Source organism: Shewanella yunxiaonensis, from assembly GCF_018223345.1.
Lineage (GTDB): Bacteria > Pseudomonadota > Gammaproteobacteria > Enterobacterales > Shewanellaceae > Shewanella > Shewanella yunxiaonensis.
This window is the reverse complement of the sequence record NZ_CP073587.1, coordinates 1826654-1840770: the sequence shown is the minus strand read 5'-3', so window position 1 is coordinate 1840770 and position 14117 is coordinate 1826654. Positions and strand designations below refer to the sequence as shown.

Sequence of the window (14117 nt, the reverse complement as noted above, 5' to 3'; positions counted from 1 at the left end):
AGACTCGGCTATCCTTATAAATATCCGATTATAAAACAACTAATTATGTTTATAGATTGCATTCTAAGCTGCGACCTTTGACAAAGGCAAAGCAATTTGCTCATTAGGGCACGTTTATGGCCGAAAAATGAGCAGGATCACCTATTGAAATACCACTTGTTAAATTCCTTTTTAAAGCCTGAAACTATGCGGTATATTCGTCGCAACTTATAGAAATATAATAAAAAGGACCACATCGATGAATCTGCTGCGGCAATTGACCATTTTGCAAAGATTGATTCTGATGTTAGTGATGGCCGCTATCGGAACCTTGTGTTTCGCCAGCTTCTCTATCAAAGAACAATATAGCAATCTCATCACCCAAAAATGGGCGCAAAACGACGCTTTGTTAAATTCGGCGTTATCAATTCTTGAAGCCAGCAGGCTACAGGCCAGTATGGCGAATATGTCGCAGCAGGCAGCACAACAACAGGCCATTCACCTGTTTGATGGCATGCGGTTTGGTAAAGACGGTTATTACATCGTCATAGGCAGTAATGGCGATATCTTGTCAGACAGTCAATATCCCAATCTGGTAGGAACCCACATTTCGGAACTGAAAACGGCGGATGGCGATCGCCCGTTTGCAGCGCTTATCAGCAATGCTAAAGCCAACGCTAAGGCCACCGTTACCTATAACTACCGCAACCCAGCTTCCGGACAGGAAGAAAAAAAGCTTACTGAAGCGCGCTACGATAAAACCTGGGACTGGACTGTGCTGACCGGCACCTACGTCAGTGATATCAATGACACTATGGTCACGGTATCGCTGCACTATCTGGTGATCATGTTGATCATTTCGCTGCCGATTTTTGGATTCTTTCTGGTGCTCAATAAGTCGATCACTACACCGATTAATGAAGCAATAAACGCCATGAAAGATATTGCTCAAGGTGACGGGGATCTGAGAAAAAGACTCAACAGCCCAGGGAAGGATGAAGTATCACTGCTGGCGGATGCCTTTAATGAGTTTGTTGCCAAAATCGCCAATGCCCTTGAGCAGATGAAGCCGCTGGGGGAAAATCTCAATGTCGATGCGGGACAGCTACTGAATGCTGTACAGGAATCAAATCAGAGTGCGGATCATATTCATAAAGAAATCGCCAATGTCGCAACCGCCATCAATCAGATGCTAAGCACCACAAAAGAGATGGCAAGTAATACACAACAGGCGGCAGATTCAGCGACGAGTGTCAAACAGCAGGCGTTACAGGGTAAACAGACCATGGAAAGTACGCTTCAAGGTTGCCAGACCCTGGTCAATGAACTGCAATCTTCCGCCAATTTAACGATGTCGCTCGGACATGCTTCTGAAAAGATTGGCAGCATCCTCGAAGTCATCCGTTCTATTGCCGATCAAACCAATTTACTGGCATTAAATGCAGCCATTGAAGCTGCCCGCGCCGGCGAGCACGGCCGCGGGTTTGCTGTCGTCGCCGACGAAGTTCGAGCCCTTGCAACGCGAACCCAGCAGTCCACCAATGAAATTAACACTATCATTGCTGAGATCCAAACCGGCGTGAACAACGTGATGAAGAGTAATCAAATCACGCAAACTGAGTCAGAAGAACTGCAGCAGAATGCCCAACATGCAGATGCTGCGATGGAAAAAATTCTGCAACTGGTTGCAGCGATTTCGGATATGAATACCCAATTGGCGAGTGCGACAGAGGAACAATCACTGGTCACTGAAGAAATAAATCGCAATGTCAGCAATATTTCAGAGCAGACTGAAGTCTCAGTACAAGCCAATATCAGCAACCGTCAGGCCGCAACCGACATGGGTGACATTAGCCAGCAGATGGCATTAGCACTTGGACAGTTTAAAACCTGAACGTTATGATGGGGATGTACAGGGGTGTCGTTTACCGTAATGAAGTTTATACCTAGATATTCGATGCCCCTGAGGAACCCGCTTTTTGCGCCCGACACTGGCTATACATCCCATACTTTATAGCGTCCACAGTTTTGCCGCAGGACCCGTTGTTCCGCCGGAAGTGTTCGCTCAACAGCATTATTCCTCGCGAAAACCCGCGAGGAGTTAGCGGTAGAGGTCGACGCTAAGTTAACACTCGATAGTCCTGAGAATGACACTAACTGGCGTTGCATTGAGATAGTTGGTGCATCAGTTTATTCGGCAACCGGCATCCATGCTAACGTGGTCACAACCCTAGCGAATGCTCATGTCAGTATTTTCGCAATTTCGACATTTGATACTGACTATATTTTGCTGAAATGGGATAAGCTGGACGCCGCGCTACAAGCACTCCGCAGTAAAGGCTATAAGGTCATTGAATATGACCGCTAACTGCGGCATGCTAACGCCTGATAACGGCGAAATTTTAAACATGAGTCTGAAGTCTATGTATGAGAAAACCGTTACCATTACTGCGCCTCATGGCATTCATACCCGACCGGCAGCGTTATTGGTAAAGGAAGCCAAACAATTTTTGTGCGATGTCATTGTGGAATGCCAAGGTAAGCAAGCCAGTGCCAAAAGTCTGTTTAAATTGCAGACGTTAGGTTTATATCATGGTATGCAGGTGCGGATTTATGCTCAGGGTGCCCAAGCTGAGCAAGCAGTTGATCGAATCGCCGAGTTGTTAATGACGCTAAATTAAGGACGGCAAATGGACATGAAAGGAATCGCGGTATCCTCCGGAATTGCCCAAGGTAAGGCCATTCTGTTTGAGCCGTTTGATAACAGTCTTGATTATCGCCTGTTACCGCTGTCCAGTATCCCGTCCGAAAAAGCCAAGGCAACCCGTGCCATTAATAAGCTGTGCCGACAGCTCAAAAGCAGTCTTTCCTCCCTCGAACCCGGCAGCGCTAACTACCAACTGGTAGAGGCCGACTTGCTGCTACTGGAAGATACTGAATTAACCAGTCAGATTAGTAGTTCAATCAATACATTACAGTTATCCGCCGGGGCGGCGGTACAACGTGTATTCTTCCATCAAGCCAGCGAGATGGAAGCCCTCGATGACCCATATCTTAGCCGCCGCGCCCAGGATGTATTGTGTTTGTCTAAGCGACTGATTGGCACTATCAATGGTGCGGGTGGGGAGCGACTACAGCAACTGCAAGAAGACAGTATCTTGCTTGCTGAAGATCTGACACCTGCAGAATTTGCGTTATTACCCCAGGCATACATCAAAGGCATCGTTCTGAAAACGGGTGGCATTACCAGTCACACCGCCATTTTGGCGCGAGCCGCGGGGATACCCGCGTTACTTTCCTGTGACTTCGATATCGCCAATATTCAGAACGGCACGCAGTTGTTCCTTGATGGCTACCAAGGACGTTTATACGTTGAACCTAATCAACAACAATTTTCGACACTGCAACAGCAGTTAGCTGAGGATCAACTCCGCCGTGGCGCGCTTGAACGCTATCGCGATGTCCCCTGCACTACGGTTGATGGCCACAGTCTCAAGCTAATGGCTAACGTTGGCAATTTGAATGACATCGCCAGATTACCGCAATCTGGTGCTGATGGTATTGGCCTGTTCCGTACAGAATTCATGCTCATGGATGCCGTCGCCATGCCCGATGAAAAAGAGCAGTTCAATTTGTACTGTGAAGCATTACAACTGCTCGCAGGTCAATGTCTGACCATCAGAACCTTGGATGTGGGTGCAGATAAGGAATTTTCCTGTATCAATCCCCAATCTGCCGAAGAAAACCCAGCGCTGGGAGTACGTGGATTACGTTATACACTGCACCATAAAGATGTGCTGCACACCCAACTACGTGCTGTATTACGCGCGGCGGCATTTGGTAACGTGCGATTAATGTTTCCTATGGTCAGTCAACCCGAAGAATTAGATGAACTGTTTACTGAAATCGAAATCTGCCGCCAGCAACTCCTATTGGAGCAAAAAGCTTTTGCCGAGCCCGAGTACGGTATTGTGGTGGAGACCCCCGCAGCAGTGATCAATCTTAAAGCAATGTTACCCAGACTGAGTTTTATCAGCATTGGCACCAATGATTTAGCGCAATACACCTTGGCAGCAGATCGCGGTAATCCGCAATTAACTGCCAGTTATCCCGCTTTTTGCCCAGCGGTATTACAATTGATATCGCAGACACTGCACACAGCTAAAGCCGTTGGCGTCACCACATCGTTATGTGGAGAATTGGCAAGCGATCCCTGTATTGCCCCGCTGTTGATGGGCATGGGATTTGATGAATTGAGTGCCAATGCCGCCGCGATCGCCGAGATTAAGGCCGCCATTTGCCAGGGGCGATTTAGTGACTTTAAGCAATTGGCAGACAATGCACTGCAATGTCAGCGAATTTCTGAACTCGAAACACTGTTATCCGGTTGTCAAATATAGAAATAATTCAGTATGCTAAGGTTATATCTTCCTGAGAATGGTGGCACAGGAAGCAATGACAGCCATAACCCTTACTAAGGACAATTAATCCATGGGATTTTTAAGCCGTATTCGGCGCCTGGTATCAGGTCAACCCAACATTGAAGGCGGTATTAAAGTCTATGCCCCTATTTCTGGTGAAATAGTCCCTATAGAAAAAGTTCCCGATGTGGTGTTTTCCGAGAAAATTGTTGGTGACGGTGTCGCTATTTCACCAGCAGGCCAATATATGTTGGCACCAATAGATGGTACTGTTGGTAAAATTTTCGAAACCAATCATGCATTTAGCATTGAATCCCCGCAGGGGTTAGAGTTATTTGTGCACTTTGGCGTTGGTACTATTGAACTACGTGGTAAAGGCTTTAAACGCTTGGCACAGGAAGGGCAACAGGTCAAAGCTGGCGATCATATTCTTGAATTTGACCTAGATTATTTACAAGGCCAGGTCAGCAGCCTGCTGACGCCTGTGGTGTTAGCCAACATGGAAGACATCCGTTTTATGGAAAAACGTCAAGGTCCGGTAACTGCCGGAAAAGACGTTATCTTCACCGTGGAACTCTGACTCCAGACATATGCCGTAACCTGAATGGTTTTTCGGTGTAGTCAGTCTGGTGAACAGCATCACAATTTTTTATACTCATCGGCAATAGTCCGCCATTCAGAATCTTTGGCTCATTATGACATCCACGCTTTATGGCATATCACCTAAGATATGCGACACGGTAAAAAAAGCCGTTACATGGCTTGATGCCAACCATCAGCAAGTAAAATTTTTTGATTACCGAGAGCAACCACTGCCAGAAGCGACCATCGACAGTTGGATTGCCGCTATCGGCTGGGAAGCGTTACTGAATAAGCGTTCCACCAGTTTCCGAGCGTTGTCTGAGTTGGACAAACAAGACTTAACTGCGGCAAAAGCTAAACAACTTATGCTGGCAAATACTACGCTAATCAAACGCCCGGTATTACAACAAGGTGATAAAGTCATGGCAGGTTTCAATGAAGTTGCATATCGGGAGTGGTTCGGTTTATGAGTAATGATGTGTTGTTACTGGCGCAACAGCTGATAGCGCGGCCATCGGTCACGCCTTTAGATGAAGGGTGCCAGCAATTATTGGCGGAGCGTTTGGATAAACTCGGCTTTATGAATGAGTCGATGGTGTTTGAGGACACCACGAATTTATGGTCACGTCGCGGCACAGAAAGTCCCGTGTTTTGTTTTGCCGGTCATACTGATGTGGTGCCTGTTGGTGATGTCAATCGTTGGCACACACTACCGTTCGACCCGGTGGTCATTGATGGATATCTGCATGGTCGTGGTGCGGCCGATATGAAAGGCTCGCTGGCAGCTATGATTGTCGCCACCGAACGATTTGTGGCTGAGCATCCAGATCACAAAGGCTCAATCGCCTACCTGATTACCAGCGATGAAGAAGGCCCGTTCATCAACGGGACCACGCGTGTTATCGATACGCTGGAAGCCCGTAATGAAAAAATCACCTGGGCTTTAGTGGGAGAGCCTTCCAGCACGCATAAGCTTGGCGATATTGTCAAAAATGGTCGCCGCGGCAGTTTAACTGGGAATCTCACAGTGAAAGGTATTCAAGGCCATGTCGCCTACCCTCACCTGGCCGATAACCCCATTCATAAAGCAGCCCCTGCGCTTGCAGAACTTGCTGCAACCCAATGGGATAATGGCAATGCTTTTTTCCCACCAACCAGTTTTCAGATTGCCAATATCAACGGCGGCACCGGTGCATCTAATGTGATCCCTGGAGAATTACAGGTGATGTTTAATTTCCGCTATTCCACAGAAGTGACCGCTGATGAGCTAATTGCCAAAGTACAACATATCCTCGATGTCCATGGGCTGGATTATGACATCGGTTGGATATACAACGGATTACCCTTCCTGACCGGTGAAGGTCCGTTGCTTGAGGCCACTCAAGCTGCCATTCTGGAAACCACCGGTTTACAAACCGATGCACAAACCTCCGGTGGTACTTCTGACGGGCGCTTTATTGCGCCTACCGGAGCCCAAGTGATTGAGCTAGGTCCGGTTAACGCCACCATTCATAAAGTGAATGAATGCGTCAGTGTCGCAGATCTTGAACTTCTGGCCCAGTGTTACCAACGGATACTGGAAAAATTATTGTGCTGATATTTCCTAAAAATCGCCTGTATGGCCTTGATGACTCGGGACTGATAATGGTGCAGAGTCATGACCAACGGCGATTTTTAATGGAACCACAAGCTGCCGCTGCCTTACAAAAATTACAACAAGCCGCAGCCGCTGACGGTATAACAGTCGATATCTGTTCTGCCCACCGGAGTTTTGAACGACAACGACAAATTTGGAATGCCAAGGCCAGCGGCCAACGCCCCTTGTTAGATGTGCACTCCAAGCCGATAATGCATATTGAAACCCTGAGCGATCAAGAACTGCTACAAACCCTGCTGTTATGGTCAGCGCTGCCCGGCACCTCGCGTCATCACTGGGGAACCGATATCGATCTGTTTGATTCTCAGGCATTAACGCGCGATAAGCTACAACTCATCAATGACGAATATCAGCCGGGTGGACCTTGTCATACCATGCACCAATGGCTTGATCAGCACGCGGCTATTTTTGGTTTTTACCGTCCATTTCAAGCTGCATTGAGTGGTACCAGTGCCGAATTGTGGCATTACAGTTACTACCCAATCGCTAACGAAATGTTGCGGGCATACGATGTTAGGCAGTTGGCTGCAATACTGATTCAGCAAGAGATCAGTCTGAAGCCTGCTATTCTTGAGCAACTAGCTGAATTAGTCCGCTATTATGTGCAAACTGTTGCACCGGTACCGGATGCTGCACAAATTACCCGTTAAACTCATGCCATTAGACTGTCCGATGTACCAATGGATCGACCAGCGTCGCCGATGCTTCTGTTAATATCACTAATTATCAAGGACAGCTCGCCCTTGCCCTCTACAAAGAGCTAATAATACCAATGAGATTACTTAAACCGCTGTTTGACAATAACCGTCGCTGGGCAGAACGTATCAATAATGAAAATCCACATTTCTTTGAGACGCTGGCCAAACAGCAGACTCCAGAGTATTTGTGGATAGGCTGCGCCGATAGCCGCGTTCCCTCAAATCAAATCATTGACTTAATGCCTGGCGAAGTATTTGTGCATCGTAATATCGCCAACTTGGTGATCCATACCGATCTCAACTGTTTGTCTGTTATCCAATATGCTGTCGATGTTCTGAAAGTGAAACATATTATGGTGGTTGGCCATTACGGCTGTGGTGGCGTTAAAGCGGCGATATCGCCTGAACGCCGCGGGTTAATTGATAACTGGCTCGGACACATTCGTGATATCTACCGGTTACACCAACAAGAACTCGATGCCCTTGAAGGTCAGGCAAAATATGATCGTCTGTGTGAGCTAAATGTCATTGAGCAGGTAGCGAACGTTGTGGGGACAACCATCGTACAAGATGCCTGGGAACGCGGTCAGGAACTCGCGGTACATGGTTGGTTATACAGCATTGAAAACGGTCTGATCACCGATTTGGATGTCACTAGCGATGGTGAACTGTGGCGAGCAGAACACGCCACAAAAAAATAACATAAGTGATGGGGGACGCTAGTCCCCTTACTTTTAACTTAACAGTCTTGGATATTGCTGTTTATTTACGCAGCTGATCGGAATTTTCCTCAATAAAACATCGCAGTCTGAAGTTGTGGCCGGTATAATTCGCCAATCTAAACGGGTGCTCTTAGTGGTCACCCCGGCATTTCCGCCCGCCGCCAAAAGGCTCCGTCCGAAAATCCGGCTCCCATGTCAGCACTGGCAATTCCAAGAGCACAATTTATATCCTAGGAGATAACTTCCCATGCCCGGTTTTGAATTATTCGGTCCTGAAGAAAAGCAGGAAGTGGCAGACGTAATGGAACATGGTTTTACCTTCCGTTACAACTTTGACCAGATGCGTCATGGTCGCTGGAAGACCCGCGATATGGAGCAGTTGCTGTGTGAAAAAATGGGCGTTAAACATGCACATCTGTTATCCAGCGGTACTGCTGCTCTGCAAACTGCCTTAAATGCTGCGGGTATTGGTGCTGGTGATGAAGTCATTGTTCCCCCATTCACTTTTGTGGCCTCTGTCGAAGCGATCGCTATTGCCGGTGCGATACCAGTATTTGCCGAAATTGACGAAACCCTGTGTTTGTCACCAGAAGGAATTGAAGCCGCCATTACTCCCCGTACCAAAGCTGTTAACTTGGTGCATATGTGTGGCTCCATGGGCAAGATTGATGAGATTAAAGCCATCTGTGATAAGCACAACCTGATCCTGCTGGAAGACGCTTGCCAAGCTATTGGTGGTAGTTATCACGGCCAAGCACTAGGTTCCATTGGCGATGTTGGTTGTTATTCCTTTGACTCTGTAAAAACCATCACTTGCGGTGAAGGCGGTGCGGTCATCAGTAATAACGATGATATCTATAACAATGCCCACATGTTTTCCGATCATGGTCATGACCATATCGGAAATGACCGCGGCGCTGAAACTCATCCCATTATGGGCCTGAATTTCCGGATCAGTGAAATGAACGCTGCATTAGGTCTGGCACAGCTGCGCAAACTGGACACCATCATTGATATCCAGCGTAAAAATAAAAAATTACTGAAAGATGCTATGGCCGAGATTGCCGAAGTGACTTTCCGCGAAATTCCTGATGTTGAAGGCGATAACGCCAGCTTTTTAAGCTTTATGTTGCCAACTGAAGCTCGTACTCAGGAAATCAGCAAAAAACTGGCCGCCAATGGCGTTGACGGTTGCTTCTACTGGTATGTCAATAACTGGCACTACCTGAAAAACTGGCAGCACATCCAGCAGATGCATAGTGCTGCCGCCCTGCCGATCTCATTAATTAAAGACCGGCCCGATTACACTAAAGTATCTGTGCCAAAATCCGACGACATCATGAGCCGGACCATCTCCATGGCAATTAAACTGTCCTGGACTGATGCACAGATTGCCGAGCGCATTGCCAATATTAAAAAGGCGTTTGCCCAATAATTTATCAGGAGCAGGTAACGATGAAATTTAAGAATTTCCAAGTTGTCCCTAAAATGATTTTCGGACGTGGTTCTTTCGCTCAGTTAGACGAAGTTCTGGCTGCCGAGCGCAAACACGCTGACGATTTTGTCGTTTTCGTTGTGGACAACGTACACCAGGGCAAACCTTTAGAAAGCCGTCTGCCGCTTAAAGCACAAGACATTCTGTTATGGGTAGATGTCACTGACGAACCCACAACTGTGCAAGTAGATGGTTTGACTGAGCAGGTCCAGAAATTCTCTGCCAAACTGCCAGTGAGCGTTGTCGGTATCGGTGGTGGTGCGACCATGGACTTGGCCAAAGCTGTGTCTCTGATGCTAACTAACGAAGGTGGTTCAGCCAAATATCAGGGTTGGGATCTGATCAAAAACCCAGCTGTACATCATATTGGTATTCCAACCATTTCCGGTACTGGTGCAGAAGCTTCTCGCACTGCCGTTCTGTGTGGCCCAGAACGTAAACTGGGACTGAACTCAGATTACACGGTGTTCAATCAGATCATTATGGACTCTGAACTAATTGCCGGGGTGCCAACCGATCAATGGTTCTACACTGGTATGGATTGCTGGATCCACTGTATTGAATCGCTGGAAGGCACCTTCCTTAATGAGTTTTCTCGCGCTTACGCTGAAAAATCGTTAGATCTGTGCCGTGAAGTCTTTATCGAAGGTCATCCAAATAAAGATGACAAACTGATGATGGCATCCTTTATGGGCGGCATGAGCATTGCTTACAGCCAGGTGGGTGCTTGTCACGCAGTATCCTATGGTCTGGCCTATGTTTTAGGCTTCCACCACGGTATTGGTAACTGTATTGCCTTCAACGTACTGGACGATTTCTATCCATCTCACATGGAAGAATTCCGCAGCATGATGAAACAGCATAACATTCAGTTACCGCAAAACATCTGTAAAGACCTGCCAGATGAAACCATTGCTGCCATGGTAAAAGTGACCAAGAGCATGGGGCCATTGTGGGCAAACGTATACGGTGATAGCTGGCAGGAAAAAGTCACCGATGAAATGTTGACCAAGCTATTCCGTCGCATCTAAGCTTGGTAATCGTTACTCTTAACTTCGTCAGGGTCCGTTAAGGACCCTGACATTTATTTATAGGTATATCCATGAAAGTTACCCTGTTAATCCCTGCACGCTATGGTTCTAGCCGCTTTGCTGGCAAGCCACTGGCACCGATTAACGGCAAGCCGATGATCCAGCGTGTTTATGAACGAGCACTACTGGCCAAAGGAATCGATAATATCTATGTGGCAACGGATGACGAACGTATCAAAAAGGCTGTAGAGAGTTTTCACGGTCAGGTGATAATGACTGATCCTGATGCAGCTTCTGGTACAGACCGCATTAATGATGCCATTGCACAACTTGGACTTGCTGATGACGATTTAGTGGTCAACCTTCAGGGTGACCAGCCATTAATCGATCCCATTTCTATCGAGCAGATCGTTGATCTTTTTAAACTGCATCCAGGTGAGTTTGAAATGGCCACCCTTGCCTATCAAATCACCGACCCAAGTGAGCTAGACGATCCTAAGCACGTTAAGATGGTGTTTGATAACAATAACTTTGCATTATATTTTTCTCGGGCACGGATCCCATTCGGCCGTGATGTGAAGGAATACCCGGTATATAAACATCTGGGCGTTTACGCATATACTCGTCGTTTCGTCGAAACCTTTGCAAAGTTACCTATGGGTAAACTGGAGAGTCTCGAAAAGCTCGAACAATTGCGAGCCTTGGAATATGGTCATCCGATCAAGATAGCCATCAGCGCCTTTGATTCGCCAGAAGTCGATACACCGGAAGATATTCGACGCTGTGAACAGCGATTAGCCGTCGATTAATACGGGTTATTATCATGTCTAGCTGGGAAGTTTGGCTCATCATATTGCTGGTAATAGGCGTTGTATTCAGCAACATTGCGGTATTGAAATACAGTGCAAAATTTAAATTGCCACCTTTTGGTCAACCCCATCAGAAAGATAGCGACAAGCCTGATAGTCAAGACTCAACGCAAAAACCACCAGACAAAGAAGAACATCGAAAGTAATAAAAAAGCCTCCATGATTGGGGGCTTTTCTATCTCATAACTCACAACTTTTGCAACCCCAGCCGACATCCAATACCGGTAGAAAGTTAGCTCTAAACCTGACCTTTCAATGGCGACGGCTAGTTCTCCATTAACCGCCACCGAGTTTTTTCAACAGGCTATCTTTCAATTTATCTTTAACTTTTTCGGTTTCGTCCTTCAGTTTATTTTTAAACAACGCATCAGTATCTAAAGAATATTTGGGTTTAGCGAATGTACCGCTGATCAACAAGGGAATTTCTACCCCAGCCAACTGATCTGTTGTTTTGCCGCCCTGGCCTTTAAGGGTGCTCACCAAAGAAGTCTTTAACCGATAATCTAAGGTCTCCTGTAGCAGGTTGGCCCCGCCGGCGCCAGATAGACGAATTAACGGAGAAGACATTAGCAAATCAGGATTGTTGGCGAGCCCGTCTTTAACCGTAAAGGAACCTGTTAGACTGGTAAAATCGGTTTTCTCTTCTTCACCACTCTGGCTACTTAAATCACCTTTGAGCTTTGCCTGCGCATTTCTGATCATTAATGGAATATTGACGCCATAAAGCGCACCATCCGCAATATTAAAATTACCACTGACATCAAGATTCTTTTTAATGTTCTCCGGTATTAAACTGCGCCCGCTGCCTTTGGCATTGATGTTAGCGGTGCCGGCCAACATATCGACGTCCGCAGCATCTTTCAGTAAAGGCCGCAAATTTACTTGCTTCAGCTCACTGTCAAAGCTGTAACTCGCAAGCTTATTTCGACCATCCACTTTTGCACTTGCAGTTAGGGAGCCTTGATAAAGATCCGCCGTTAGTTTTTGTACCTCCAGGAGTCCATTATGCAATTTGGTATTGATAACCCAGTTATCGGTAGTCACACCGGCCGCTTTTAATGAAGCGATGGTGAGCCTGAGGGTCATATTAACCGCTTTCATGCCATTCAAATCTGGCTCGACTGAAGTCGCTGCAACACTTGTCGCAGCAGCTGGCTGTTCAGTCGTATTGGCTTCTGCTGCTGGCATCAACTTATCGAGGTCAACTGTGCCTAAAGCCAATGTCGCATTCACTTGCGGTACTTTACTTCCGTAGGAAAGATTCAATTCACCAGAACCATTAATGTCAGCCAATGCCAATTTATTCAGCACCATGGCAACTGTTTGTGTGCCAGTATTCAGTTGAATATTGGTCGTCAGATCCGCTTTTAGCTCACCTTTTGGAAGATTCACCCCAGCAAGGTTATTGTGAATAGTGAAATCTTTAAGGGATATCTGTTTCAAATCACTCGAAATTTTAAGCTGTCCCTGCCCTTCACTACTCACGGTCATATCAGGCATCTTACCGTTAAATTTATATGTAATTGGTGCAAAACTGTCCAAAGCCAAAGCCCCTACCGTTAACGATTCTAGCGTAAAAACATTTTCAGTAGCTTGCTGGCTGTCGAGCAATTTAACCTGGGCGTTACTGATATCAATACCACCGATATTAAGTCCTTCCAGCATAATATTTCCGCGCTGACTTGAAGCGTCAGCCGGTGTCTTGCCACCTTGCCCTTCATCAGAGGCCATTAACCCCTCAAAGCTGGTTCGGCCATCTTTGGTGGTCTCCAAATTCAACTGCAGACCATCAAGTTTCAGTTGTGAAATTTTTACCTGTTTGCTTAATAAGGGTAACAGATCGACATTAGCGACAATTTCATTAACAGCAACCATCTGTTTTTCTGAGAAGTTTTTTGGATTGCTGAGTGATATACCGCCGGCCTTAATGCCTATTGTGGGAAAGAAGGTCCAACTTAAATCCTGATCAATGGCCAAGGTTCTGCCAGTTTGCTTTTCTACAGCGGCAATGATTTGCGGCTTAAAATCATTCGGATCAAAGACTACCGTCAAGTAGAATACAAACCCCACTAAAATCAGCAACACTACGCCGATTATCCACTTTAATGCTTTCATTTTTCAGTCCTTTTGATTGCATCCAGTCAATTCATCTAGCCTAACAGACTTAGATCCAAAGCCGTATTACTCACGGCCAAACCATTGTCATCTGCATAAATAAACATCCCTGGCGCAACTGTCTGCTTACCGAAAACTAACGGGCAATTAACATCGCCCAGCCCTTTACGTTCGGTCTTTATAGGGTTTGTACCGAGCGCCTTAATGCCTATTGGCATCGTTGACAACGCTCCGGCATCGCGGATCGCGCCATTTATTACGACACCAGCCCAACCGTTATCGGCGGCACTTTGACCGATCAAGTCCCCCATCAGCGCTTTGTCTAGCGAACCACCCCCATCAACAACTAATACTCGCCCTTGTCCCGGTCTTGCCAGCAGTTGTTTCACCATGGAGTTGTCCTCGAAACAATACACGGTGACAACTTCCCCCCAAAAAACGTGCTTACCACCATATTGCGTCAACGGCAGTGATAAAAGTTGTATCTGTTCAGGATATGTGTCGAAAAGATCCGGAAGTAAATCCAACATAATTTATGGGCCTTTTTA

The 14117-nt window shown here is 46.6% G+C and carries 15 protein-coding genes; 13 read left to right on the top strand and 2 right to left on the bottom strand.

Annotation, left to right across the window (positions count from 1 at the left end; translation table 11 throughout):
- Nucleotides 1-238 precede the first annotated feature (238 nt).
- From KDN34_RS08430 to KDN34_RS08370, 13 genes are all read left to right on the top strand, one after another.
- Nucleotides 239-1873 carry a methyl-accepting chemotaxis protein gene (locus tag KDN34_RS08430; protein ID WP_212596406.1) on the top strand — a complete coding sequence of 545 codons (1635 nt, stop codon included), beginning with the start codon at nucleotides 239-241 and terminating at the stop codon, nucleotides 1871-1873.
- Between the two features lie 273 nt (nucleotides 1874-2146).
- Nucleotides 2147-2347 carry an ACT domain-containing protein gene (locus KDN34_RS17490; protein WP_324033600.1) on the top strand — a complete coding sequence of 67 codons (201 nt, stop codon included), beginning with the start codon at nucleotides 2147-2149 and terminating at the stop codon, nucleotides 2345-2347.
- A gap of 55 nt (nucleotides 2348-2402) precedes the next feature.
- The gene (locus KDN34_RS08420; RefSeq protein ID WP_212596583.1) at nucleotides 2403-2660 is read left to right on the top strand and encodes an HPr family phosphocarrier protein; all 258 of its coding nucleotides are present in this window, start codon (nucleotides 2403-2405) and stop codon (nucleotides 2658-2660) included.
- A gap of 9 nt (nucleotides 2661-2669) precedes the next feature.
- On the top strand, nucleotides 2670-4379 hold the full coding sequence (gene ptsP, locus KDN34_RS08415) for a phosphoenolpyruvate--protein phosphotransferase (RefSeq protein WP_212596405.1): 1710 nt from the start codon (nucleotides 2670-2672) through the stop codon (nucleotides 4377-4379).
- A gap of 91 nt (nucleotides 4380-4470) precedes the next feature.
- Nucleotides 4471-4980: a PTS glucose transporter subunit IIA gene (crr, locus tag KDN34_RS08410; RefSeq protein WP_212596404.1), complete on the top strand. Its 510-nt coding sequence runs from the start codon at nucleotides 4471-4473 to the stop codon at nucleotides 4978-4980.
- A 115-nt stretch (nucleotides 4981-5095) separates the two neighbouring features.
- On the top strand, nucleotides 5096-5452 hold the full coding sequence (locus KDN34_RS08405) for an arsenate reductase (RefSeq protein ID WP_212596403.1): 357 nt from the start codon (nucleotides 5096-5098) through the stop codon (nucleotides 5450-5452).
- A complete protein-coding gene (gene dapE / locus KDN34_RS08400; RefSeq protein WP_212596402.1) occupies nucleotides 5449-6579 on the top strand; it encodes a succinyl-diaminopimelate desuccinylase in 1131 nt (376 codons plus the stop codon). The genes KDN34_RS08405 and dapE overlap by 4 nt, the downstream gene beginning before the upstream one ends.
- Nucleotides 6573-7289 (top strand): M15 family metallopeptidase, encoded by a 717-nt coding sequence (locus KDN34_RS08395; protein WP_228730460.1) that lies wholly within the window; start codon nucleotides 6573-6575, stop codon nucleotides 7287-7289. Before dapE ends, KDN34_RS08395 begins: the two co-directional genes overlap by 7 nt.
- Nucleotides 7290-7411: 122 nt before the next feature.
- Nucleotides 7412-8038: a carbonate dehydratase gene (can, locus tag KDN34_RS08390; protein ID WP_212596401.1), complete on the top strand. Its 627-nt coding sequence runs from the start codon at nucleotides 7412-7414 to the stop codon at nucleotides 8036-8038.
- A 268-nt stretch (nucleotides 8039-8306) separates the two neighbouring features.
- The gene (kdnA, locus tag KDN34_RS08385) at nucleotides 8307-9494 is read left to right on the top strand and encodes an 8-amino-3,8-dideoxy-alpha-D-manno-octulosonate transaminase KdnA (RefSeq protein ID WP_212596400.1); all 1188 of its coding nucleotides are present in this window, start codon (nucleotides 8307-8309) and stop codon (nucleotides 9492-9494) included.
- A 20-nt stretch (nucleotides 9495-9514) separates the two neighbouring features.
- Nucleotides 9515-10585 (top strand): 3-deoxy-alpha-D-manno-octulosonate 8-oxidase KdnB, encoded by a 1071-nt coding sequence (kdnB, locus tag KDN34_RS08380; protein WP_212596399.1) that lies wholly within the window; start codon nucleotides 9515-9517, stop codon nucleotides 10583-10585.
- A gap of 71 nt (nucleotides 10586-10656) precedes the next feature.
- Complete coding sequence (kdsB, locus tag KDN34_RS08375) at nucleotides 10657-11394, top strand: 3-deoxy-manno-octulosonate cytidylyltransferase (protein ID WP_212596398.1); 738 nt, start codon at nucleotides 10657-10659, stop codon at nucleotides 11392-11394.
- A 14-nt stretch (nucleotides 11395-11408) separates the two neighbouring features.
- The gene (locus tag KDN34_RS08370) at nucleotides 11409-11600 is read left to right on the top strand and encodes a DUF2897 family protein (protein ID WP_212596397.1); all 192 of its coding nucleotides are present in this window, start codon (nucleotides 11409-11411) and stop codon (nucleotides 11598-11600) included.
- Nucleotides 11601-11730: 130 nt separating this feature from the next.
- On the opposite strand, the gene KDN34_RS08365 is transcribed toward KDN34_RS08370, so the two are convergent.
- Entirely contained in the window at nucleotides 11731-13569 is a 1839-nt protein-coding gene (locus KDN34_RS08365; protein WP_212596396.1) for an AsmA family protein, read from the bottom strand.
- 35 nt (nucleotides 13570-13604) lie between these two features.
- Complete coding sequence (locus KDN34_RS08360; protein WP_212596395.1) at nucleotides 13605-14099, bottom strand: putative 4-hydroxy-4-methyl-2-oxoglutarate aldolase; 495 nt, start codon at nucleotides 14097-14099, stop codon at nucleotides 13605-13607.
- Nucleotides 14100-14117 lie beyond the last annotated feature (18 nt).